Genomic DNA, 23983 nt, shown 5'->3' on the forward strand with positions numbered 1-23983 from the left:
TTGGTGGTTGTTCCTGGCTCATAAATTTCAAGCAGGCTGGTCCAGCCGACGCGATATTCGCGGGTTCGAGAATCATTCTGAGATGGAAACAGAGGAAGCGACACCCTCTTAGATGCCGCTCCTCGTCTCTTCGATTGGTAAAAACTTGCAGCTGTTTAGACGTGCAACTCTACGCTTTGTAAACCTGACCGTCTTTTACGACGACCGGGTCGAGAAACGGCATAGATTTACGAAGCTCGGCCCCAACCTTCTCGATCTGGTGAGCGGCCTCCTGCTTGCGGATGCGGGAAAACTCGTGGCGGCCGGTCTCGTTCTCCTCGATGAATCGTTTGGCGAAGCTTCCGTCCTGGATATCGTTCAACAGGCCCTTCATCGCCTTCTTCACTTCGGGCGTGACGATGCGTGGTCCGGCCACATAATCGCCCCACTCTGCGGTGTCGGAGATGGAGTGGCGCATATACTCCAGGCCGCCCCGATACATCAGGTCGACGATCAGCTTCAGCTCGTGCAGCACCTCGAAGTACGCCAGCTCGGGCTGGTAGCCGGCCTCGACCAGCGTCTCGAACCCTGCCTTCACCAGCGCACTGGTGCCGCCGCACAGAACCGCCTGCTCGCCGAAGAGGTCGGTCTCGGTCTCTTCGGTGAAGGTGGTCTCAAGCACGCCCGCGCGGGTGCAGCCGATCCCCTTGGCGTAGCTCAGCGCAAGCGCAAGCGCATGTCCGCTCGCATCCTGCTCCACCGCAACCAGCCCCGGAATGCCGCCGCCCTCGGTAAACACCTCGCGAACGCGATGCCCAGGGCCTTTCGGCGCTACCAACGAGACGTCGGCCGTCGCAGGCGGTGTGATGGTGCGGAAGCGAATGTTGAAGCCATGCGCGAACATCAGCGTCACGTTCGGCTTCATGTTCGGCTCAATCTCCGCGTGGTAGACCTTCGCCGCTGTCTGGTCCGGCGTCAGATTCATGATCACGTCCGCCCACTTCGAAACCTCGGCGACCGTATCGACTTGAAGCCCGGCCTTGCGCGCGCGGTCCGCATTGGGCGAGTCCTTGCGCAGACCCACGCGAACGTCAACGCCCGAGTCCTTGAGGTTCAGCGCGTGCGCATGGCCCTGCGAGCCATAGCCGATGATGGCAACTTTCTTTGCCTGGATAAGAGAGAGGTCTGCGTCTGCGTCGTGGTATGCCTTTGCCATTGTGTTTTCTACTTTCCTTATTTAGAGATGGGTTGTGTTGTCGATGTGGTTCAAGGGATAACTAGTGTTTTAATTTGCGAATTGAAATTGAGTCTCCAGAGAAGGTTGCGAGAAGGTCACCTTCTGGACTGAGAGCCGCCGATCGTTCGCCAGTTTTCGTCACGAATTGTTCACGGTAAATCTCTGCTCCGGTGTCGAGATCGAAGACTGCTAAGCGGAAATAGGGAAATAGGCCTGCGGCGTCTGTAACGGGAAAACGAGAGCCATTTGAGATGACCAATATTCTACGTTCTTTCGTAGTCACCACTTCAAACGCAGTTCCGGCATCGTAAGCCTGGCAATATTTATCGCAGGGAATAACCCAACTAAGATCCGCAATTTTTCTTAGCGTTCCTTCGTTCCCTCGCTCGCTTAGATGGCTTCCGTCTAGAACCAATTGCCTTCCGTCGCCTTCAGCATAAACGGGCCGCGGTTCGCCTGGCTTGATCTCGCTACGAGGATCGAATCGCAGGTACAGAAGTGGTGTTCCTCCAAAAACAAGAGTTCCATTCGCTACAGCTAGACGAATTCTGTCGGTGCTCTCGGAAGAAAGAAAGCCACCCAAAGATTTTGCCTGATCCGGAAGTGGGAGCACTTGAATCGTTGCGAGTCTGTCGTTTACCACCTGAAGTTCAGTCAGGTTAGAGAGCGCAATTCGCTTGGAAGGCAAAACAATTGTTGAAAATGTAGAGGGCCATGGTTTGCGAGCCAAAATGTGTCCATCGAGCGAAATAACGATCAATTCAAGTTGGCTGACTGATTGATAGCACTTCTCTGTTGGACCTGCCTGCAACAGTAATTCTTCTTCAGAGATGAATTGAACTGATCTTTGCCCCAGAGCGCACGCATGTTCTGCGCCAACGACTTTGTGAAGGTCAATGGAGACCTTATCGGGCGTCTCCGCTTTTGCGTTCCAGGGCGAGAACCAGGCGAAGGAACTCAATCCGGCTAGTACAAAATGGGCTAAATGTAGCGCGTTCGATCGTTTCTGAAAGATCACTGGCTGTCCTCGGAGAACTCGCTCGGGAGAATCTCATCCGCTTGTGGCTTTTCAGGAAACGACGTCTCATCGTGGTGGTCAGGATCAGGCGTGCCGAGCGCCTTCAGCACGCGGCTGGTGTGGTGGCCGCGGCGCATCGCCATCCGTCCCGTGCGCGAGACCTCAAGAATCGTGTAGCCGCTCTCGGTGAGCACCTGGATCAGTCCTTCAATCTTACTGGCCGCGCCCGTCATCTCGAGCATGACCGACTCGGGCGCGAGATCGACCACACGCGCCCGGAAGACGTTGGCAAGCTCGAAGATCTGCGAGCGAGTCTTCGGCCCGGCTGCAACCTTGATCAGGCAAAGCTCGCGAATGACAGCGTCGGCGCGCCCCACCTCGTCCACGTCCACCGTGATCTCCAGCTTGTACAGCGAGGCGCGAATGCGGTGCGCGGCATGGTCAGGCGCCTCGCAGACGATCGTCATGCGCGACACTTCAGGCCGCTCGCTCTCGCCCACCGTCAGCGAGACGATGTTGATGTTGAGTCGACGGAACAGGGAGGCGACACGCGTCAGCACGCCGGGTTTGTCTTGCACGAGAGCTACAAAGGTGTGGAGCATAAGTGCCTTTCAACGGAGTTCGGCGTTTAGTTTGGACTATGAGGCATGGAATCGACAGGCGGTGCAGGGTACTGGCGAAGATAAGTCTTGGGAACCTCGTAGAGGATCAATTCGCCGGGCTTGGCCTTCGGGCTCGCACTGCTGCAAAGATTGCCGGTTGTGACTCCAGTGCTGAGAATCGCAGCGACGGAGTAGTTGGTATAAAGCTCGCTCCGCGGCCTGCAGTCCGCATACATATTCGCGAGGATGCGGAGAATGGTCGCCCTCTTCGGATCCACCAGGATGATCCCGTTCTTGTCGGTCCCCATGGCGACCGACCCGATCTGATCCACGCGAAGAGCCACATTCAACCTCTCATCGTGGACGGGCTGGTTGGTGAGCGCATTGATCACCCGGATGCGAACCTGACCCGGCGGTGGCGGCGGTTCGGTCGGAGCAGCTTGAGCCGGCGCAGCAGATTGAGCCGAAGCAGACGCCGCAGACATCGAGATGCCCAGAACCAGCCAGGCCACGCATGCGACGACTCCGAATCTTCTACTCGCTCCAGCTCCAAATCGACTCGGCATCGGTAACCCCTCCCTCAAAAGATCACAACCGTGCAGCGGGCAAAAAATAAACTTCAAAAACGTGGCGCATTTTTCGAGGCCAAAAAGCACGTTGCTAACGCACCACGTTTACCACGCATTTCACCACGTTCTCACCATCAAAAAATCACGTTCAGAACACCGGTTTTCACAAAACACCCCTCAAAAACAAGGGAAAACAGAGGTCTTCGCTCCTCGACCACCAGCCGGAATTTTTTCTGCGGAAAACGGAAAATTATTCATCCTCCGCCGTCTCAAGAAGTGGATCGCTGGCAGGCCGCCGCACCATCTCGTGAAGCGCTGCCCCAGGAGCGATCATCGGATAAACCCCATCCTCTTTTTCAACCTGAAAGTTGATAAGAAACGCCTTACCGCTGGTGCGCGCTTTCGTAACCGTCGGTGTAACATTCTTTCGCTCGCTAACATGCGCCCCATCAATACCATGCGCGCCAGCCAGCTTCACAAAGTCAGGCGACAGGATCGGCGAAGCCGCGTAGTTCTTCTCATAAAACGCCTCCTGCCATTGCCGAACCATGCCCAGAAACCCGTTGTTGATCACTGCAATGTTGATCGCCAAACCCTCTTGAACAATGGTCGAAAGCTCAGCAGCCGTCATCTGAAAGCCACCATCGCCAGCGATCACCCAGACATCTTTGTCAGGACAAGCGACCTTCGCTCCAATCGCCGCAGGAAGCGCAAAACCCATGGTGCCAAGGCCCCCGCTGGTGATCAGCGAACGAGGCGCATCGTGCTTGTAGTACTGCGCCTCCCACATCTGGTGCTGCCCTACATCGGTCACGATGATAGTCTGATCGGCGCGGCCGGCAGCGTGTGCTTCGCGCCAGATGTCGTTGATCACATGGGCTGCATAAAGATGGCCATTGTCGGGCAGATTGATGATGTCGCGGACGGCTGCATCGCCCTTCATGGCGTTGATCTCGCGGAGCCAGTCGGTGGTTGCACGTGGTACGTTTCCCGCTGCTCCGCTGCCTTGACGGGAGCCGCCTGGATCGCCGGATGGAGGGCGCTTTCCGTCGGCGCCATCTCCGAATCGGATGGTGCCTTTGTCGCGATCGAGTGTGTAGCCAGTGGAGTCGAGAAGCGGGAGCAGGAGTTCGAGGACCTCTTTGAGGTCGCCGATGAGGGCTACGTCGGCGCGGACGTTTTTGTTAATCTCCGACGGATCAATCTCGATGTGAATCTTCTTTGCGTTGGGTGCATAGTGGGCGAGGTTGCCGGTGACGCGGTCATCGAAGCGCATACCGAGGGCAAGTAGCAGATCGGCTTGCTGGATGGCGTTGTTGACCCACGATTCGCCGTGCATCCCCATCATGCCGAGCGAGAGCGGATGATAGGTCGGGAAGGCTCCAAGGCCAAGCAGCGTGCTGGCGACAGGAATCTGCTGGCGCTCTGCAAAGGCGAGAACTTGTGCTTCGGCGCCGGAGTGCGTGATGCCGTGACCGGCGAGAATGACGGGTTTCTTTGCTGCTTTGATGAACTCGATGGCTTGCTGGATGGAGGAGGACTCCGCGCGCAGCATGGGGTGAGGGCGGTAGGACGCGGGTGCAGCAGCTTCAAAGTTGAAGGCGGCGGTGTTCTGCTGTGCATCCTTGGTGATGTCGACCAGCACCGGACCAGGGCGGCCATTGGTCGCAACCTGAAAGGCTTCGCGCAAGGTTGGTGCGATGTCTTCGGCGCGCGTGACGAGGTAGTTGTGCTTGGTGATGGGCAGAGTGATGCCGGTGATGTCGACCTCCTGGAATGCATCGGAGCCGAGAACTTTACTGCCAACCTGACCAGTGATACAGACGATCGGGATTGAGTCGAGCATGGCGGTTGCTATGCCGGTAACGAGATTCGTAGCTCCGGGGCCGCTGGTGGCAATACACACACCGACCTTCCCCGAAGCACGGGCGTAGCCGTCAGCCATATGCGATGCGCCCTGCTCGTGGCGGACGAGGATGTGGTGGATAGGGAACTTGCGCAGTGCGTCGTAGGCGGGAAGGATGGCTCCGCCAGGGTAGCCGAAGACCTTGTCCACGCCCTCGCCGACGAGTGTGGCCCAGATGATCTCGGCTCCAGTGAGTTGGGGGTGGTGATTTTTATTAATTGACATGATTGCTACCTCCCGTTGACGCTTTTCCTCGCTTTGCTCCATGTGCCTCAATCGCTCCTAGTTGCGCTCTTGGCTTAATCATTTCTTGAATGCCTTGTTCGCTGACGTCTTCTTGCTCTTCCCACATAATCTCCGCGCCGTCTTCAAGCTTTTCGTAAACCAGAAGCAGGTCACGAAGTCCTCTAAATTGTGAGACGACCTGCTCCCACTGGTGTTGGTCCAAGAATCCTCGTAGAGTTTTCCGCGATTCAACGCCTTCTCGTAGGCTTCATCCGGCGAACTTGCTCTGATGAGATGTGTATTGATCCAAACGGTGGAGTCTTCCGCACCTGCGACCTTCAGTTCTTGAATCATGTCGGCGAGGAACCACTCCATGTCCTTCGGAATCCATTTCGTTTTTGACATAGAGCGGTTACCTCATGGGCTAAAGCCAGGTTTTGTGTGCAACCTCAAGATCGAGAAGCAGATTCCTCCGCTTCGCTGCGGAATGACAACAACGAAAAACTAGATTGTGACAGCTCCTTCGCTGGCGCTGCTTACTGAGTTGGTGTACTTGGCGAAGACGCCGCGTTTGAAGCGGGGTTCGGGGGCCTTCCATGCGGCGAGGCGAGTGGCGATCTCGGCTTCGGGGACGTTGAGGGTTAGCTTGCGGTTGGGGATGTCGAAGGTGATGGTGTCGCCTTCGTGCACGGCTGCGATGGGGCCGCCGAGTTGGGCTTCGGGGGCGACGTGACCGACCATGAGGCCGCGGGTGGCTCCGGAGAAGCGGCCGTCGGTGAGGAGCGCTACCGTTTCGCTGAGCTCTGGGATGCCTTTGATGGCGGCGGTGACGGCGAGCATCTCGCGCATGCCGGGGCCGCCGCGTGGGCCTTCGTAGCGAATGACGCAGACGTCGTTGGGGTTGATCTTGCCGGCTTCGACGGCGGCGTGACACTCGTCCTCGGACTCGAAGACGCGAGCTACTCCTTCGTGGAAGAGACGCTCGTGGCCGGCGACTTTGACGACGCAGCCCTCGGGCGCGAGGTTGCCCTTGAGTATGACGAGGCCGCCGGTGGCCTTGAGTGGGTGCTCGGTGGTGTAGATGACGGCCTGGTTAGGCGTCTCGACGGCGGCGGAGGCCTCTTCAGCGAGGGTCTTGCCGGTGACAGTTATCTGGCTGCCGTCGATAAGACCGGCGTCGAGGAGGCGCTTGGCGAGGAGGCGGCTGCCGCCTGCATCCTGATAGTCCTTGGCGGCGTATTTGCCACCGGGGGAGAGGTCGCAGATGTGCGGTGTGCGGTCGCTGATGGCGTTGAAGTCGTCGATGGTGAAGGGGATGTTGAACTCGCGCGCGATGGCGAGCAGGTGAAGTACGGCGTTGGTGCTGCCGCCTGAGGCGCAGGCGGAGACGTAGGCGTTCTCGATGGCCTTGCGGGTGACGATCTTGGAGGGGCGAAGGTCGTTCTTTGCGAGATCCATGACGATACGGCCGGCTTCGCGGCTGGCCGCGGCTTTATCTGGTGACATGGCGGGGACGCCGGTGATCTGAATGGGGGAGATGCCGAGGAACTCGCCGGCCATGGCCATGGTGTTGGCGGTGAACTGTCCGCCGCAGGCTCCGGGGCCAGGGCAGGCAGCGGCTTCTAGGGCTTCGAGCTCGTCATCGGTGATCTTGCCGGCGGCGTGTGAGCCCATGCCTTCGAAGACCTGCAGGATCGTGATCTCCTTGACGGTGCCGTCGGGCTGGGGGAGTTTGCCGGGGGCGATGGAGCCGCCGTAGAGCATGAGCCCCGGGATGTCGAGACGGGCGAGGGCCATGATGGCGGCGGGCATGTTCTTGTCGCAACCCGCGATGCAGACCAGGCCGTCGAAGGAGTTGGCGCGGGTGACGAGCTCGATGGAGTCGGCGATGACCTCGCGGGAGACGAGCGAGGCCTTCATGCCCTGGGTGCCCATGGTGATGCCGTCGTGGACGGTGATGGTGTTGAACTCCATGGGCGTGCCGCCGGCGTCGCGGACGCCTTGCTTAACGGCTTCGGCGACTTGCCGAAGATGGAAGTTGCAGGGGCCGACCTCGGTCCAGGTGTTGGCGATACCGATGATGGGTTTGTGGAGGTCTTCTTTCGTGAAGCCTACGCTGCGCAGGTAAGAGCGAGCTGCGGCGCGGGATGGCCCTTCAGTGAGGACTTTGGAGTACTTCTTTGCGGGATTGAGTTCGTTGCTCAATTCATCTCCGTGTTTGAGTGTTTCGGGTTGAAAAGGTTCGAGCGGTCGTGAGATCCGAGAGATCTTCGGGATCCTTCGCTCCGCTCAGGATGACAGCAACAACAAACTGCGGTGTAGATATGCAGCGGGTTTATCTATGCGGCTGCGCTGCTGCGTGGTTTCAGCCAGAACTCGGCGTCATGTTTGTTTTCGAAGGCGTCAAGTTCGGATTCATGGCGCAGCGTCAGACCTATGTCATCGAGGCCGTTCAGGAGGCAGTATTTGCGGAAGGAGTCGATTTCGAAGTGTGCGCTGAAACCTTCGTCGTCGGTGATGGTTTGGGCTTCGAGGTTGATGGTGATCTTGTGCGCTGGATTTTTTTCGGAGCGATGCATCAGGGTTTCGACGTCGGACTCGGGGAGGCGAACGAGAACCATGCCGTTTTTGCCGGCGTTGGAGAAGAAGATGTCGGCGAAGCTGGGGGCGATGACGGCGAGGAAGCCGAAGTCGGTGAGGGCCCAGGCGGCGTGTTCGCGGGAACTGCCGCAGCCGAAGTTTTTTCCGGCGATGAGGATCTTCGCGCCCTTGTGATGGTGTTTGTTGAGGACGAAGTCCGGGTGAGGCTCCCCCGCGTGTGGGCCATCCTGGATACGGCGCCAGTCGTAGAAGAGGAAGTCGCCGTAGCCGGTTCGCTCGATGCGCTTGAGGAACTGCTTGGGGATGATCTGGTCGGTGTCGACGTTTGGGCGGTCGAGCGGGACGGCGTGGCTGGTGAGAACGTTGATGGGATGCATGAGTTCCTCGTTTGGCAGAAGGCTCGGGGCTAAAGCCCTCAATTATTGGTTGATGTTTCGCGGTGCTAAAGCCCCACGCTCCCTTCGGCTATTTGTCCTTGAACTGCCAGGTGCGGATGTCGGTGAAGTGGCCGGTGATGGCGGCTGCGGCGGCCATTTGCGGGCTGACCAGATGAGTGCGGCCACCACGGCCCTGGCGGCCTTCGAAGTTGCGGTTGCTGGTGGAGGCGCAGCGTTCGCCGGGGGCGAGGATGTCGGGGTTCATGCCGAGGCACATGCTGCAACCGGGCTCGCGCCAGTCGAAGCCTGCTTCGGTGAAGACCTTGTCGAGGCCTTCCTTTTCGGCTTGTGCCTTGACGGACTGTGAGCCGGGGACGACCATCGCGCGAACCGAGGTGGCGACGTGGTAGCCACGAACGACAGAGGCTGCGGCGCGAAGGTCTTCGATGCGTGCGTTTGTACAGGAGCCAAGGAAGACGCGGTCGATTTTGATCTCTTCGATGGGTTCGCCAGCGTGTAGACCCATGTACTCGAGGGCACGCTCGAAGGCCTTTTGATCGGCCTCGCTGGCGGTGGGGTCAGCCAGGGGAACTGTGCTCTTGACGCCGGTGACCATGCCCGGAGAGGTGCCCCAGCTTACGGTGGGAGTGATATCGGATGCGTCGAGGGTGAGTTCGCGATCGAAGATTGCTCCTGCGTCGGTTACAAGTTCGGACCAGTGGGCTACTGCGCCGTCCCATGCGCTACCGGACGGGGAGAAGCGGCGGTCCTTGAGGTAGGCGAAGGTGGTGGCGTCGGGGGCGATCATTCCGGCGCGGGCTCCGGCTTCGATGCTCATGTTGCAGATGGTCATGCGGCCTTCCATCGAGAGGGCGCGAATGGCGGAGCCGGCGTATTCGACGACATAGCCTGTAGCGCCGGCGGTGCCGATCTCGCCGATGATGTGGAGGACGATATCTTTGGCGGTGACGCCGTGGGGCAATGCGCCTTCGACATTGATGCGGAAGGTCTTTGGCTTGTCCTGTGGGAGAGTCTGTGTGGCCATGACGTGTTCGACTTCGCTGGTGCCGATACCGAAGGCGAGTGCGCCGAATGCGCCGTGGGTGCTGGTGTGCGAGTCGCCGCAGACGATGGTCATTCCGGGCTTGGTGAGGCCAAGCTCTGGGCCGATGATGTGGACGATGCCCTGGTTCGGCGACTGGACATCGTAGAGCTCGACGCCAAAGTCGGCACAGTTCTTGCGCAGGGCTTCGATCTGTTTCGATGCGATCTGATCGACGATATGAAGGCGATCTTCGATGCTGCTGGTGGGGACGTTGTGATCGACGGTTGCTATGGTGCGATCTGGGCGGCGAAGCTTGCGGCCTGTCATGCGAAGACCGTCGAAGGCCTGCGGACTGGTGACCTCGTGGACGAGGTGCAGGTCGATGTAGAGGATGCTGGGTTCGCCTGCGGGCTCAGCGACGAGATGTTGCTGCCAGACTTTTTCGAAGAGTGTTTTGGGTGTGCTCATGGTTGTGCCTTTTGCTCTGTTGATGGAGGGAGGGTGAAGGTGTTAGCGCCGATGGCGGCCGGTTTGATCTGATGCGGAGTGCCGTCGGGATCGACGAGGATAGCGCTGGCGATCTGCTGGATCTGTGTGTTGCCCTGCGGCGGATGCGCGGTCCAGCGGGCGACGCTGTTGGTGAGCGCTGCCGGAATGTGGTCGGGGTCGATGGGGTGATTCGGGAAAACCCAAAGAGTGTACTCGGCCCCGGACTGATCGGGGGTCCTGCTGTCTTTGATCCAGTCAATTGCGGCGAAGACGATGAGCGGATGAGGGCCGTTAAGATCGACCCAGATCAGACCGCGCTCAGGACAGAAGCGGAAGACGCAGCCGGTGATGGAGAGGTACCGGTTGTTGTCGGCGAGCACCTTGTCGGGGACTGAGGTGAAGTCGAGTGCGGTCTCGGCGAGAGTCTTGTAGCCCGTCTTGGGATTGCCCCAGAAGGTTTGTGGAGCGGTGAAGTACTGCTCGAGGAAGGGACGGAAGCGCTGGTCGAGGACCAACTGTGTCTCGCGGCCGTCGGCGGGTGGAGGGGCGTATTGCCAGAGCCACTCAATGTTTTCCTTCGGCTGCTTCTTGTCTTTTTTGATTTGCGGCGAAGAGATTTGCGCGCGCGCGGCCGGAGCTGCGAAGAGCAGGAGAGTGGCGGCGAGTTGGATAGCGTGGCGCATCTTCATTTTGTTTAGCGACTGCGTCTGGGTTGATTGAACTGCCGTTGGCTGAGCCAAAGCAGACCGTTGACCAGAGGAAACATGATGATCGCCGTGATGAGGAGCACCATCGGCGGTGCTCCCCGCAGCCAGCGATAGACCAGCGCTGCGGTGATTGCGAGGTTTGCCAGGGCCGTCTTGAATCTCGGACTCATGTTGTTTAGACGGCGTGCATGGCCTGGCGGCGGTCGATGGACTCAGCCAGAGCCTGGTGAACGAGCTTACCCATCTCCTGCGTGCTGACTGGAGTTTGCCCGGGCTGCTGTCCGCGGGCGATGTCGGCGGTGCGATAGCCGGCGTCGAGCACTTTGTTGACCGCGGCTTCGACGGCGCGGGCGTCCTGCTCGAGGTTGGCGGAGTGACGGAGGACCATTGCGGCGGTAAGGATTGCGCCGAGCGGATTGGCTTTGCCCGTGCCCGCGATGTCGGGAGCGCTGCCGTGAACGGGCTCGTAGAGATTGACCGCGCCGCCGATGGTCGCCGACGGCAGCATGCCGAGCGAACCGGTGATGACTCCGGCTTCGTCGGACAAGATATCTCCGAAGAGATTTTCGGTCAATACGACGTCGAAGTTTCGGGGGATGTTCATGATGTGCATCGCCATGGAGTCGACGAGCTGGTGCTCCAAGGTGACGGAGGGGTAGTCTTTTGCGACTTCGGTGACGGTGGCGCGCCACAGCTGCGAGACCTCGAGGACGTTTGCCTTGTCGACGGAGGTGACCTTCTGGCGGCGATTGCCGGCGAGTTCGAACGCGACGCGGGCTACACGCACGACTTCGTCGCGAGTGTAGCGCATGGTGTTGATGGCCTCGTTGCTCTCGCGATCCCACCAGCGTGGGGCGCCGAAGTAGAGTCCGCCGAGGAGCTCGCGCACGAAGAGGATGTCGACATCTTTGGTGACCTCGGGGCGCAACGGGGAGCTCTCGCTGAGCGCGGCGTAGGCGATGGAGGGGCGCAAATTTGCGAAGCCTCCGAGAGCCTGACGGATCTGGAGGAGTCCGGCCTCAGGGCGCTTGTCGGGAGGGAGCGCGTTGAACTTGTTGTCGCCGACGGCACCGAGGAGGACGGCATCACACTCCAGCGCGGCGTCGAGGGTGGCTGTTGGTAGCGGCGAACCGGTCTCTGTGATTGCTATGCCACCTATGAGGCCTTCGACGAAGGTGAATTCGTGGCCGCCCAGCTCGGCTACAGCGCGAAGAATATTTGTGGCCTGATGGGTGACTTCAGGGCCGATGCCGTCGCCGGCGAGAACTGCAATTTTGAGGCGCATGACCGTCTTTCCTTTGGCGTTAATCTAGTGCGTGGTAACGGTGGACTTGTCCGGCTGCAGAAGGCCGAGGAGGTCCTGGTCGTAGATGGATTTTTTGCGGTCGGCGAGCTCGGTGAAGCGATGGTAGACGTCATCGAGCTGGGGCCGTGTGAGTTTGTGGCCGAGCTCGACGAGGCGTTGCTCGAGCAGGCGGCGGCCGCTGTGTTTGCCGAGCACCATGTTCGTTGAGGACACGCCGACCGACTCGGGCGTCATGATCTCGTAGGTGAGCGGGTTGGCCATCATGCCGTGCTGATGAATGCCGGACTCGTGTGCGAAGGCGTTGGCGCCGACGACGGCCTTGTTGGGCGAGCAGCCGAAGCTGATGAATTCGGCGAGCATCTGGCTGGTGGGGTAGAGCTGATTGAGTTTGATGTTGTTGGTGTAGGGCAGCTTGTCGCGGCGAACCATGAGGGCTGCGGCGATCTCCTCGAGTGCGGCGTTGCCGGCGCGCTCTCCAATGCCGTTGATGGTGCACTCGGCCTGACGGGCTCCTGCGTGTATGCCCGCCAGGGTGTTGGCGACGGCCATGCCGAGGTCGTTGTGGCAGTGGGTGGAGAGAATGACGTCGTCGATGCCTGGGACCTTTGCGATAAGCATGCGGAAGGTGGCGGCGTACTCGTCGGGCGTGGTGTAGCCAACGGTGTCGGGAATATTGATGGTCGTGGCTCCGGCCTGGACCGCTACTGTAACGATTTCGACGAGAAAATCGGGGTCGGTGCGCGTGGCATCTTCGGCGGAGAACTCGACGTCGTCGGCGAAGGTGCGGGCGAGACGGACGGACTCGGCGGCTTGATGGAGTGCCTCGGCGCGAGTGATCTTCAGCTTGGCTTCGAGGTGAAGGTCGGAGGAGGCCAGGAAGGTGTGGATGCGAGCCTTCTCGGCAGGCTCGATGGACCGGGCGGCGGCTTCGATGTCCTCGCGTTTGCAACGAGCGAGTGAGGCGATGCGCGGGCCGCGAACCTCGCGGGCGATCATGCGGATCGAGTCGGAGTCGCCCTGGCTGGCGATAGCAAAACCGGCCTCGAGGACGTCGACGCCAAGGTTTGCCAGCTGATGGGCCATGCGCAACTTTTCGTCGTGGTGCATGGTGCAACCGGGAGACTGTTCGCCGTCGCGAAGGGTGGTGTCGAAGAAGACGATTTGGTTATGCGAGGACATAGGATTTGGCACTTTCGATCTGGACGTTATCATAATGCATGCTTATGATGACTTGAAGGTATATCAGAAAATCTAATTGCGGCATTCGATCTGGAAATCTCTGCCGCACGGAGGTAAGGCTTGGACTTAGTCCAGATGGAGACATTTCTGGCGGTGGCAGAAGAGCGTAGCTTTTCGCGAGCAGCAGCACGGCTCCATCGTACTCAGCCAGCGGTGAGTCAGGCAATTGCCAAGCTGGAGGGGGAACTGGGAGAGGTTCTGTTTGAGCGCTCTTCGAGAGATGGGACACTGACCGATGCAGGGGAGGTTTTGCGGGAATATGCCGCTAAGTTACTGAATCTGCGGAATGAAGCGGCGGGGGCGTTGACCGAGCTTCGGGAGCTTCACCGTGGCAGGCTGAACCTTGCGGCGAACGAGTACACATGCCTCTATCTGCTGCCATTGCTTGACGAGTTTCGACGGCAGAATCCTCGGATCAAGCTGGCGGTGCAGCGCACCCTGGCGAGCCGGATTTCGGACGAGGTGCTGATGCACTCGGTGGAACTGGGGGTGCTGTCGTTTCGTCCTGACGATACTCAGGTGAAATCAATGGTCGTGTACCGGGATGAACTGGCCTTTGTGGTGAATCCACGACATCCATTGGCTGGGGCAGGGAAGGTATCGATCCGGCAGCTGGGAGGGCAAAACTTTATCGCACATAACATTCCTTCGCCCCAGCGGCAGAAGGTTATTCAGGCATTCAAGCGCCACAAGACTCCGCTTCAGATGGGGGTGGAGTTGCCATCGTTGGAGGCGATCAAACGATTTGTCGAGATGGGAAACGGTGTGGCTCTGGTGCCGGGACTGACGGTGCGTACCGAGCTTGAGAGCGGAGCGCTAGTGCGGGTTCAAGTGCCGGAGTTGCAGATAGAGCGCAAGCTGAGACTGGTTTATCGGAGGCAGGCCAGTCTGTCGCATGCGGCGCTGGCCTTTCTCAAAGTGGTGGAGGCCTATGCGGCGGCAAATGGCGACCCGTACTGTTTTCAGGCCGAACGGGGAATGTAAATGAGGCAACGAAATTTGCGAGACACCGGAACCTTTGCGCAAAAAGAGCGTCTGTACCGGTAGATTGACCACCGGAGAAACTCTTCCGGAAAATGCAGTATGAGAGTGAGAATCCGATGACGACATTATTTCGCAAACCATTATTGCAAGCAGTTCTTCTGGCACTATGCACCACGGCGTTGAGTGCACTTCCCGCGATGGCACAAGACCCTTCTCCGCCGCCAACGCAGGATCAGGCAGGCCCGCCTAACGGCGGCCACCGGAATCCTGGTCAAAGGGAGGAGCATCAGATTGAATTCCTGACTAAGAAGCTTAATCTGACGCCAGACCAAGTGACCCAGGTGAAGGCGATTGATGACGATTCACGAACTCAGATGATGGCTTTGCATCAGGACACGACTACTCCTCAGGCTGACAAGCGGGCGAAGATGATGGACATCCACAAAGCAGCGCAGGACAAGATACGCGCCGTTTTGACCGACGATCAGAAGACGAAGTACGACGCTTTGCAGGCCCAGATGAGAGAGCGTAGAGAGAGTCATGAGGGTCAACAGGGAGCAGCGCCGCCTCCGCCACCACAGTAACGCGTTGTCCACATAGAAGTAACTCGGGCCGGAGAGAATCACATCCTCCGGCCTTCTTGCGTCGGTAAGTACTCCTTCGGGCAGCGGTGCGGTTACAATGAAAAACAGTGATTACGGCGTCCTATAACTTTTGAAACGCGTTGCCTGCGGGACAGCGTAGGAAGTTATGGGCGAATTCGAAGGGATCCAGCGAAGAATGAAGAAAACGATGTTGTTGTTTGGCGCGCTGATGTTATCTGCGGCAGCCGGTTATGCGCAGGAGAGCCGGCAGGACGTGAGCGTAAGCGCCAGCGCTGCGTTTGCCCCACAGATTACCGGAAACAGCGTGCAGAAAAACACAAGCACGACTATGGGACTGGTTGCCAGCTACCGCTATTTGTTGACGCCTCGGAGCGGACTCGAAGTTAACTACGGATATCAACAAAACACGCAGTATTATCAGGTCTTCGGGAAGGCTAACGGCGGAATACATACGCTCCAGCAGGAGGTCAGCGCTGCCTATGTGTTCAACCTGAACTTCAAAAACTTTAATCCGTTCCTTGAAGCCGGTCCGGGTGTAATGTTCTTCTCGCCCTTCAAGGATGCGGGATCGACGAACCTTGACGCAAAGCGGAATACGAACATCGGAGCGCTCTTTGGCGGCGGTGTGGCCTATGAGCTGAGCCCGAGCTTCGACATCCGCGCGGAGTACAGGGCATTCCTGGTAAAGACTCCGACTTTTAGCCTTCCAGGCAATATCTTCAATACCAATCGTTATGAGATCATCTCGACTCCTTCGATCGGCATTGCATATCACTTCTAACGATTGGCAGCTTTAACTTGAAACGCCCCGGCGTTGGCCGGGGCGTTTCAAGTTTTGGATGACCAGCGTTGAATTAACGAGCTTCTACCGGAAGTGATAGGCTGCGCCCACCGTAAGGATGTTGGGGGTAAGACTGGATCCCTGGAAGCCAAACCATTCCTGGTATTCCCAGTCGGCGCGAACGTAGAGGTAAGGTTTCACTTTGTAATCGGTACCAATACCAGCCGCTATAAGGTTATAGGCGAGGTTCGCCCGAAATCCATCGGGGTTGACAGGGAAGTTGAAAACGCCGCGTCCATAGAGGATCTTGCCGTAGGGAACGAACCGGTGATATTCGCGAAAATAGCGTCCGCCTACCTCGTATGTCTTCTCATAGAGATCGTTCTGATCCTTGACGAAATGAAACTCCCCCGTTATTCCGATGTGGGGGAGAAAGTCGAAGTCGAAGTATGCTGCGCCACCATTAAATCTATTTCCGTAGTCGGAGTCAGCTGTGGAGAAGCCGCCGCCGATCTTGAGATCCCCTGCGCGAGTCGCCGTAGGAGTGGCCTGCGCGCTTAGTGTGGATGCGGCCCCCAGCAGGCCCAGAAAAACAACAACCTTTGTCAGCACGTGCACTCCTGTCGAACAGAATATTCCTCATCGCAGGCTTGACAGCGCAACGACAGGACATTGCGGTGAAGCAACATCTTCATCATGGGACGGACTCTTTGATTAACGCAAGGTATAAGCAACACCTATTGTGTAGGCGATAGGGGAAAGGCCATTCGGTGCGAAGCCTGGCCACTTCTGAAACTCAACGTCGAAGGCCCTGACGTTGATGTGTCGTGTTGCGCGTATATCCAGGCCGCCGCCAGGCGCAAATTGGAAGTAAGTGTAGGATGTCGGCACTGGGAAGCTACCGGACTGAAACCCGAAGCGGCCAATACCTAACAGCACCTTGGCGTATGGTTCAAAGCGCTTGTAATGCCATTTATAACGTGGCCCTACAAGATAAGAGTTTTCGCTTAGGTCGGCCGGCGTGATGACGGAGTAGTGGAAGTCGCCCTCGACTCCGAGGTGCTGGCCAATATCGTAGTTGCCGTAGATGGAGATACCCTTCATATAGTGCTGCGTATAGTCGGGGCTAATGAAGGTTACTCCGGCACCGATCTGGATAGCACCGGAGCGAGAGGCGGTCGGGACAGCTTGCGCATGCGACCGATAAGTCAGACTAAGGACGCAGACGAAACAGCCGATAAGAATATGCCGCTTCAACAGTGTGCCTCCTTGTCAAAAAATATTTTGATGCATAGGTTGTGTCAAGGGAGTGCCCGAGACAGTAAAAGCGTGGATGGTCTCAACGACCCAGATCCATCCACGCTCTCAGGGTTTAGTTTTGTTGTGCGTTGGTCGGTGGGGGAGTGGCAGCCGGTGCTGCGGCGGCTGGTGCTGCTGTGTTGTCGGCAGGCGCGGCGGTCGCCGGTTGGGCGGCTGGAGCGGCTGCAGGTTCTGCGGGTGCCTTGTAGTAGCTAAGTTTCAAATAAACCGGTTCAACCTCAAAGGGCATCTTGTCGGCTGCTGTGAGTAGAGGCTCGAAGGCCGAGTGCAGAACGAATACCTGATCGGTCCACGGGTCGAAGCGAAGGAAGCTGGCTAGCGGCATGGCTGCTTGCTGCTTCAGGTCCTTCATGTCCAGTTTGGGACCCTTTGTGGTGATGGCCTGCATCCAGAATGTTGGATCTGTGTCGCTCTTGACGAGACCGTCGCCAATCATCGGCTCGTTGAGTGCCTTCAAATTTTTAACTCGCTGCTGCAGTTGCTGGAGGTAAAGGCTGAAGTACTGCTGTCCGCCTTCCAACTCTTTCGCGTTGAGCAATTCCATAGCTTTTTTCGCTGCTGCCGCGTTGTCGGCGTCGGTGTGGTGCATGGGGATGCGGTTGAAGACCGTTGTAGAAGGAAAGAGCAGACGATCGTTGAAGGCGTACTTGGTGTCGAGACGGTGAGCAAGAATGATGTGTGCAATCTGGAAAGCCAGAATCGCGTTGAGGTTGCCCATCTGCTGTGCGCCATCCTGCGTGACAACGCCAGTGGTATCCAGTAAGCTCTTCGAGATAACGATGGTATTGCCGATTGCGAGAGATTCCAGCGGTTCGGTCAGCAAGGTGCGGCAGCGTATCGGTCTTGAGAGTGTGATGTTGTTGTACGCCAGAATGTTGCCAGCGAGCGCTTCAAGAGTTTTGTCGAACTCGCTCGGTGCATCGAGCAAGCCTGCCTGAAAGAGACGCTCGACGATGTTGTCCTCTGCCTGCTGGACCCAAGCACGCTGGGCTCCGAGAGGGCTGACGTCCTGTGCATCGTTGCTAACGTCGGTTGCTCCGACGACGTCCATTGAGGTGTTTTCGCTCTCTGGTGGCGGGACCTTCAGCACATAGCCCCAGATGTGGTTAATCGCTTTGAACTTGAGAGTGCGGGAGACGCTCTTCGGATCGCTCTCTTCAACGTAGAAGGAGGTCGGGAGCCAGAGATCGGGCTGGACGTTGGTCCGCCAGCTGTCAAAGTGATAGAACTCCTTCTGATCCTCCTGCGTTCCTGCGAAGTCGCCGTTGAAGCGAACAACGTTTCCGCTTCGCGCCTCGATCCAGATGCGGCCAAAGAAGCGACCAAACGATTTCTTGCCTTCAATCGGCGTCACGTCAAAGACCGCCGTGGGCGTGTTGCCGAGGAAGTCGTTGCGGACGTAGCCGAACGTGTAGTGCTGACGATCGAAGCTGTTGGAGTCCATCAGCAGCATCTGTACAAAGCCGGACTCGTGGAAGTTCAGGTGCAGGCTGTTGCCGAGGCCACCGACGAAAGAGACGGAGTGCTTGAAGAAGCCAAGCTTCCCGTCGTTGCTGGTGCCCTTTGAGGTCTCTTTGTTCACTGCATAAGAGTTGTCGCCGATGACGCTCTTGAAGTCGACGCGGCTGAGGAAGTGCTCATCAGACTCGGGAACCTGGCCCAGAAGGGGATCAGGTTTCATCGTCTGGATGTAGGTCTCCACGAGAGGAGCCCGCTCTTTGACCGTCTTGACGATGACCTTTTCACGGGCAATCGCCTTATCGATCAGCGCATTCTGCGCAGCAGTAGGCTTGCGCGTTGTGGAGAGGTCCTCATCCATCTTCTTCTTCTTGCCAGGATGTAGGATGCCTGCTCCAGCGGGGAGAGTGGTTGCGACTAGAAGTGCCAGCAGCAGACCGGCGGTAGACTGTTTCCCGAGAATCATGATTTACGGCTCCTACGGTGACCCCTGGGGTCATCCTGAGTATGGACTAGATGCTATTTCAGTGCTGCGACAACGGAACAAAATTGTTTCTTATCCAGCGAGCTGGAAAGCTACATTGACAACACCTTCCCAATCGATCGGGTGACCCGATGCATCGGTGGCGGGTTGAAAGCGGGTGGCCTGTACGGCATGGATGGCAGAGTCGCCAAGACCGTGGCCAAGATCGCTGGTGACGCCCAGAACCTGGACAGCACCAGAAGAAGAGACGCGGAGCCGAACTGAGACGACACCTTCGATATGAAGGTTGCGCGCCTCAGCGGTGTACTCTGGCTTGGGTTTGAAGAGAACCTTGGGTGCAGACTTAGCTGTGGGAGCCGCTGGGCCGCCGGGCTTCGGCATCGGTGGAGGAGTGTTTTGGCCGAGGTTGACGACGCCGGCCGAGCGGCCTGGAGCATTCATCGGTCCAGTGCCACCAGTGACTCCAAGCTTGACGCCAACGACGCCAGCTGATGCGTTATCTCTGCCGTGCATGTTCTGACTGCCGGCTGAACCTGAACCAAGATTGACAACGGTTGATTGTGCTCCCATGCCATTATTCGAAGCTGGCATGCCGGACATTCCCTTGTTGCCAAGGTTGATAGAAGTTGTTGAAGGACGATTCGATGGTGCTATGGGATTGGTCTGCGAACCCAGTGCAACGGCAGTTGGGTGGGGAGAGTTGTTGATCAACGCAGCGGGCTGGGCCTGGGCGAGGCTGACGACCTTGGGAGCCGGCGGAGGTTGAACCAGCTTGGGAGGTGCCGGAAGAACGACTGGCATCGGTTGCGCCATCTTGATTTCAGGTGGCTTCGGAACATCCGGCAACTTTACATCAGGCAGTTTAATTTTTGGCGGCTCAACCTTTACCACGGGAGTGGGAGGAAGTTTTGGCGGCTTGATCTTGATCGGTGGCGGCTCATCGGGCTTCTTCATCGGAATCGGCTCGGTCAACTCGGTGAGCTTGTGACGCGTGTCGATCGTCTTCTTCGCGGCGGCGCCGATGATGATAGCGCACAGCGCGAGGATGACGTTGAGAGCAATGGAAGTGAAGAGCGAGGACTTGCTCTGGTTGCCGTCGTTCAGGACGCCGAAGTGTGCGAACTGCATATTCTGCGGTGTGGGATCATCACTGCGAAGCGGCTTTGCCATAAAAAAGTCCTTGAAGTGCCTCGTGTCGAGGGCGGGAGAGTTACACCAGTACTGTCATGGAAACAGAACCGATGCGAAGGAGGAATAACTCCGAGGTGCTATGCCGGAGCGCCATAGGGTGATTCGAACCTGTGGTCTTTGACTCAATGCAAAATTTCAATATCACCAAGGGGAGGTTGGAACGCTGCGTCGGCCCGACTTAAGAGACGCAAACGACAAAGAAAAAGGTTGTAGCAGGCGCCGTGCTTTGGAGAGGTGTCTTTTTTTTCAGGGCCGGGGCTCTGCTCTTCTCTTACTGCAAGTATAGTGCCGTAAGCGTAAGTGATTGACACTGGCACTTTTGTGGTATCCAAGAAGGGTACGGGGAGACAATTCATGAGGATTCTGATAACGGGCGGAGCGGGCTATATCGGCGGCACGGTGGCGCGGATTCTGCTGGCTCAAGGCCATGCCATCACGGTGTTCGATAACCTTTGCCACAGCAAGCGTTCGGCAGTCGCTGAAAACACCACGTTTATCGAGGGTGATATAGCGGATCGGCCTTTGATCGAAAAAACCCTTCGCGAAGGCCGTTTCGATGGTGTGATGAACTTCGCTGCGCTGATCGAAGCGGGCGAAAGCATGAAACGCCCGGAGATTTATTTCAGAAACAACACGGCAGCAACCTTGACCCTCCTGGAGGCGATGCTGGCTACTGGGCATGATCGGTTGGTCTTCAGTTCAACTGCCGCGTGCTACGGGGAGCCGGAGAAGACACCGATTCTCGAGGACGCCAGATTGCAGCCAACCAACCCGTATGGGGAGAGTAAGTTGCTTGTAGAACATATGCTTCGGTGGATGAACCTCATCCATGGGTTCAAGTATGCGAGTCTGCGCTACTTCAACGTCGCTGGAGCCATTGAAGGGTACGGGGAGGCACATGAACCGGAGTCGCACCTCATTCCGCTGATTCTCGATGTGGCGCTAGGGAGGCGGGCGAATATTAAAATCTTTGGCCGTGATTACCCCACCCAGGATGGAACCTGCATCCGGGATTACATCCATGTACGTGATCTCGCCGAGGCCCACCTTCTGGCTCTTCAAGCGCTCAGCGACGCGAAGAGCCGGCTGATCTACAACATTGGCAATGGACAGGGATTCAGCGTTCTTGAAGTCATCGAGTCGGCCCGTCGCGTTACGGGAAGGCCCATTGCTGTCGAGGAGTGTGATCGTCGGCCTGGCGATCCTGCGGTCCTTGTGGCAGGTTCCGCGAAGATCAAAGCCGAGTTGGGGTGGGTACCGAGGTTCGCGGAGCTTGATCAAATTATGGCCAGCGCCTGGGGGTGGCATCAGAAACGATATGCGTAACAATGTTTGGAATTGGAGGGCGTGGGCGTGGCACGCCTCCGTTCTGTCTCTGATGTTGCAGGGGGTTAGAAGGAGAGCATCTTGATCGAGAGCATGTTTCATATGCATCTGCCGCTGCTGGAGAAGATTCTCCGACCAGTCATTGTCTACCTTTTTCTTATTGGGTTTCTGCGATTATTCGGCAAGCGGGAGCTGGCGCAGCTGAACCCGTTCGATCTAGTGGTGCTGCTTAGTCTCTCAAACACCGTGCAGAACGCGATGATTGGCGATGACAACTCGGTGTCCGGTGGCGTGATCGGCGCGTTTTCGCTGCTGACTATCAATTGGCTGTTGTCGAGACTACTGTTCAACATGCCAAGGCTGAACAAAGCCTTCGAGGGTTCCGCGTCGGTCTTGATTCGTCACGGGGTAGTCGATTGGGACGAGGCGAAACGTGAAGCGCTGACTGAGCTTGAACTGCGATCCGTGCTTCACAAGCAGGGATTCAACGACTTCAGCGAGGTAGAGAAGTGCGTCCTTGAACCGAACGGAAACTTCTATCTCGAAGGGATTAAGTCGATGAGTGACGACGCGCAGCGGGCGGAGTTGAGAAAGGCGATCGAGGAGCTGCATGTCGAGGTAAAGCAGATGCGTACCGAACTTGCGGCGCGGGGGGCGTTGCCGATTTGAGTTAGTAGTTTGCTGAGTTCTTTTCAAGCGCTTTTGTGTAGCGTTCCGGTGGGACTGGAAGTTGGGAGTCGCGTACGGCGGCCCGGTATCCTCCCAGGTAAATCGAGTACATCACCGCCAGCGCACAACCCACCCCGAAAGCGAAGCCAAGAAAGAAGCCGATCAACGATGGCCAGTAAAAATTCACGATAACTGGAGTCTACAGCGGCCAGCATTTACAGTTCAGTACAAACAAACGATCGACAACCTGGGAGAGTGTGATGCAGAGATGGCGGCGAATAGCAGCATACGGGATCACTGCGGCGGCAGTTGGTACGGCAGCGACCTCAAACGCGCAGGAAGTCCCGGCGATGGTCGAGAAGCAACTCCCGGATCTTTTGATGACCTACAAAAGTATTCACGCTGCACCTGAACTGTCTCATCATGAGGCGGCGACCAGCCTTGCTGGCAAGCGAGCTGCGCAAGGTGGGCTACACCGTCACAGAGCGCGTAGGAAAGTATCCTGACGGTTCGCAGGCGTATGGTGTGGTCGCGATTCTCAAGAATGGCGCAGGTCCTACACTGCTGGTCAGGACGGATCTTGATGCTCTCCCTGTGACGGAGAAGACATCGCTGCCTTACGCAAGCTCGGTTCGATCGAAGAATCCTGCAGGACAGGATGTCGGTGTCATGCATGCCTGCGGCCACGACATTCATATCACCACGATGATCGGCGTAGCGCGGAACATGGCTGCTCTGAAGAGTCAATGGCACGGGAGGCTGATGCTGATCGGACAGCCGAGTGAAGAGACCATCGATGGGGCAAAGGCGATGTTGGCCGATCATCTGTATGAGCGCTTCGGTCAGCCGGATCTGGCGATTGCACTCCATGATGCGAACTTTGCGGCAGGCAAGGTCTCAGTTGTGTCGGGACCGGCCCTGGCCAGTTCTACCTCGATCGATGTGGTGATGCGCGGTGTCGGAAGCCACGGTGCGGCTCCTGAAGCAGGCAAAGATCCGATCGTAATGGCGAGCGAGTTTGTTGTGGCGGCACAGACGATCGTAAGTCGGTCGATCCCTCCCGATCAGCCGGCAGTGGTGACCGTAGGGGACATTCACGGTGGCACAAAGCGCAACATCATTCCAGACGAAGTGAAGTTGGAGCTGACGACCCGCTGCTACAGCGAGGCTGTACGGCAGACGATCATCGAGGGTGTCCGACGCACAGCCAAGGGGATCGCCATCGCAGGCGGGGTACCTGACGACAGGACGCCAATCGTAACGGTGCTTGAGGGCGAGTCGACTCCGGCTACGGTGAACGATACGGCGCTTGCGGCACGACTCCAGAAGATATTTGTTGCGAAGCTTGGTGCCGAAAACGTGATCGAGAGAAAGCCAATTATGGGCAGCGAGGACTTCGGGATATTCAGCCTCGATCACAAGATTCCAGCGGTCATCTTCTGGCTCGGCGCCTATGATTCGGCGAAGGTGGCCGAGAGCGAACGCACTGGTGTGGCACTGCCTTCACCTCACTCTGCCTTCTTTGCTCCGTTGCCTGAGCCGACCCTCCGAACTGGTGTGACAGCGATGACTGACGCTGCGGTCGCGCTGCTGCAATAAAAGACTGACGCCGGTTGAGTGGGTCTCGGCGTCAGTCATGTGACTTAATCTGCTGAGAGATGGTTTGGTGATGCTCTCGCTACTTTGCTGGAACCGTAGGCGCAGGCGTGGTCGCAAAGATCTTCAGGGCGTTTTTGACGGTGTAATCCAAGCCCCATGCTGTCGGAATGATAACGACAATCCACGCGGCCGCGATGAGCAGGGGCGAGGATTTTTTGATATTGGTGGAATCTGCCATGAGAACTCCTGGGTGTGGAATTGGGGCG

Annotated in this window: 25 protein-coding genes; 6 read left to right on the top strand and 19 right to left on the bottom strand. The window is 57.7% G+C overall.

What is annotated here, in order from left to right; translation table 11 throughout:
* Positions 1–169 precede the first annotated feature (169 nt).
* The 13 genes from ilvC to RBB81_RS13810 form a co-directional block, all read right to left on the bottom strand.
* A complete protein-coding gene (ilvC, locus tag RBB81_RS13750; protein ID WP_353071029.1) occupies positions 170–1195 on the bottom strand; it encodes a ketol-acid reductoisomerase in 1026 nt (341 codons plus the stop codon).
* A gap of 61 nt (positions 1196–1256) precedes the next feature.
* Complete coding sequence (locus RBB81_RS13755; RefSeq protein WP_353071030.1) at positions 1257–2234, bottom strand: hypothetical protein; 978 nt, start codon at positions 2232–2234, stop codon at positions 1257–1259.
* Positions 2231–2836, bottom strand: coding sequence for an acetolactate synthase small subunit (gene ilvN / locus RBB81_RS13760; RefSeq protein WP_353071031.1), 606 nt, complete (start codon positions 2834–2836; stop codon positions 2231–2233). The genes RBB81_RS13755 and ilvN overlap by 4 nt, the downstream gene beginning before the upstream one ends.
* 26 nt (positions 2837–2862) lie before the next feature.
* Entirely contained in the window at positions 2863–3402 is a 540-nt protein-coding gene (locus tag RBB81_RS13765; protein ID WP_353071032.1) for a hypothetical protein, read from the bottom strand.
* A 253-nt stretch (positions 3403–3655) separates the two neighbouring features.
* Positions 3656–5536, bottom strand: coding sequence for a thiamine pyrophosphate-dependent enzyme (locus RBB81_RS13770; RefSeq protein WP_353071033.1), 1881 nt, complete (start codon positions 5534–5536; stop codon positions 3656–3658).
* A 78-nt stretch (positions 5537–5614) separates the two neighbouring features.
* A complete protein-coding gene (locus RBB81_RS13775) occupies positions 5615–5941 on the bottom strand; it encodes a DUF4288 domain-containing protein (protein ID WP_353071034.1) in 327 nt (108 codons plus the stop codon).
* 99 nt (positions 5942–6040) lie between these two features.
* Positions 6041–7741: a dihydroxy-acid dehydratase gene (gene ilvD / locus RBB81_RS13780; RefSeq protein ID WP_353071035.1), complete on the bottom strand. Its 1701-nt coding sequence runs from the start codon at positions 7739–7741 to the stop codon at positions 6041–6043.
* A 134-nt stretch (positions 7742–7875) separates the two neighbouring features.
* Positions 7876–8514 (bottom strand): 3-isopropylmalate dehydratase small subunit, encoded by a 639-nt coding sequence (gene leuD, locus RBB81_RS13785; protein ID WP_353071036.1) that lies wholly within the window; start codon positions 8512–8514, stop codon positions 7876–7878.
* 88 nt (positions 8515–8602) lie between these two features.
* Positions 8603–10027: a 3-isopropylmalate dehydratase large subunit gene (leuC, locus tag RBB81_RS13790; protein ID WP_353071037.1), complete on the bottom strand. Its 1425-nt coding sequence runs from the start codon at positions 10025–10027 to the stop codon at positions 8603–8605.
* Positions 10024–10731 (bottom strand): hypothetical protein, encoded by a 708-nt coding sequence (locus tag RBB81_RS13795; RefSeq protein ID WP_353071038.1) that lies wholly within the window; start codon positions 10729–10731, stop codon positions 10024–10026. Before RBB81_RS13795 ends, leuC begins: the two co-directional genes overlap by 4 nt.
* An 11-nt stretch (positions 10732–10742) precedes the next feature.
* On the bottom strand, positions 10743–10925 hold the full coding sequence (locus tag RBB81_RS13800) for a hypothetical protein (protein WP_179582585.1): 183 nt from the start codon (positions 10923–10925) through the stop codon (positions 10743–10745).
* Between the two features lie 5 nt (positions 10926–10930).
* Entirely contained in the window at positions 10931–12040 is a 1110-nt protein-coding gene (gene leuB / locus RBB81_RS13805) for a 3-isopropylmalate dehydrogenase (RefSeq protein ID WP_353071039.1), read from the bottom strand.
* Between the two features lie 24 nt (positions 12041–12064).
* Positions 12065–13240: a 2-isopropylmalate synthase gene (locus RBB81_RS13810; protein ID WP_353071040.1), complete on the bottom strand. Its 1176-nt coding sequence runs from the start codon at positions 13238–13240 to the stop codon at positions 12065–12067.
* Positions 13241–13360: 120 nt separating this feature from the next.
* On the opposite strand from RBB81_RS13810, the gene RBB81_RS13815 reads away from it, so the two are divergent.
* The 3 genes from RBB81_RS13815 to RBB81_RS13825 all read left to right on the top strand — a co-directional run bounded on the left by RBB81_RS13815 (position 13361) and on the right by RBB81_RS13825 (position 15670).
* Positions 13361–14284, top strand: a complete 924-nt coding sequence (locus RBB81_RS13815) for a LysR family transcriptional regulator (protein WP_179582591.1) — start codon at positions 13361–13363, stop codon at positions 14282–14284.
* A 116-nt stretch (positions 14285–14400) separates the two neighbouring features.
* Entirely contained in the window at positions 14401–14868 is a 468-nt protein-coding gene (locus RBB81_RS13820) for a Spy/CpxP family protein refolding chaperone (RefSeq protein ID WP_183788697.1), read from the top strand.
* A gap of 196 nt (positions 14869–15064) precedes the next feature.
* Complete coding sequence (locus tag RBB81_RS13825) at positions 15065–15670, top strand: acyloxyacyl hydrolase (protein WP_179583624.1); 606 nt, start codon at positions 15065–15067, stop codon at positions 15668–15670.
* Between the two features lie 84 nt (positions 15671–15754).
* On the opposite strand, the gene RBB81_RS13830 is transcribed toward RBB81_RS13825, so the two are convergent.
* The 4 genes from RBB81_RS13830 to RBB81_RS13845 all read right to left on the bottom strand — a co-directional run bounded on the left by RBB81_RS13830 (position 15755) and on the right by RBB81_RS13845 (position 20102).
* Positions 15755–16282: an outer membrane beta-barrel protein gene (locus RBB81_RS13830; protein ID WP_179582595.1), complete on the bottom strand. Its 528-nt coding sequence runs from the start codon at positions 16280–16282 to the stop codon at positions 15755–15757.
* A 102-nt stretch (positions 16283–16384) separates the two neighbouring features.
* Entirely contained in the window at positions 16385–16927 is a 543-nt protein-coding gene (locus RBB81_RS13835; protein ID WP_183788693.1) for an outer membrane beta-barrel protein, read from the bottom strand.
* Positions 16928–17042: 115 nt separating this feature from the next.
* Entirely contained in the window at positions 17043–18914 is a 1872-nt protein-coding gene (locus tag RBB81_RS13840) for a hypothetical protein (RefSeq protein ID WP_183788691.1), read from the bottom strand.
* Between the two features lie 90 nt (positions 18915–19004).
* Complete coding sequence (locus tag RBB81_RS13845; RefSeq protein WP_353071041.1) at positions 19005–20102, bottom strand: energy transducer TonB; 1098 nt, start codon at positions 20100–20102, stop codon at positions 19005–19007.
* Between the two features lie 375 nt (positions 20103–20477).
* On the opposite strand from RBB81_RS13845, the gene galE reads away from it, so the two are divergent.
* Both galE and RBB81_RS13855 read left to right on the top strand, forming a co-directional pair.
* Complete coding sequence (gene galE, locus RBB81_RS13850; RefSeq protein ID WP_353071042.1) at positions 20478–21449, top strand: UDP-glucose 4-epimerase GalE; 972 nt, start codon at positions 20478–20480, stop codon at positions 21447–21449.
* 81 nt (positions 21450–21530) lie between these two features.
* Positions 21531–22118, top strand: coding sequence for a DUF421 domain-containing protein (locus RBB81_RS13855; protein WP_179582605.1), 588 nt, complete (start codon positions 21531–21533; stop codon positions 22116–22118).
* A 1-nt stretch (position 22119) separates the two neighbouring features.
* Here the strand turns inward: RBB81_RS13855 and RBB81_RS13860 are convergent, their stop codons facing one another.
* On the bottom strand, positions 22120–22305 hold the full coding sequence (locus RBB81_RS13860; protein WP_353071043.1) for a hypothetical protein: 186 nt from the start codon (positions 22303–22305) through the stop codon (positions 22120–22122).
* A 236-nt stretch (positions 22306–22541) separates the two neighbouring features.
* Here RBB81_RS13860 and RBB81_RS13865 point away from each other — a divergent pair, with 236 nt between their 5' ends.
* The gene (locus tag RBB81_RS13865) at positions 22542–23717 is read left to right on the top strand and encodes an amidohydrolase (protein WP_353071044.1); all 1176 of its coding nucleotides are present in this window, start codon (positions 22542–22544) and stop codon (positions 23715–23717) included.
* A 79-nt stretch (positions 23718–23796) separates the two neighbouring features.
* Here the strand turns inward: RBB81_RS13865 and RBB81_RS13870 are convergent, their stop codons facing one another.
* On the bottom strand, positions 23797–23955 hold the full coding sequence (locus RBB81_RS13870) for an MFS transporter small subunit (protein WP_353071045.1): 159 nt from the start codon (positions 23953–23955) through the stop codon (positions 23797–23799).
* Between the last annotated feature and the right edge of the window lie 28 nt (positions 23956–23983).

Origin of the sequence: Tunturibacter gelidoferens (assembly GCF_040358255.1) — a bacterium.
In the GTDB taxonomy this organism is placed as follows: Bacteria; Acidobacteriota; Terriglobia; order Terriglobales; family Acidobacteriaceae; genus Edaphobacter; species Edaphobacter gelidiferens.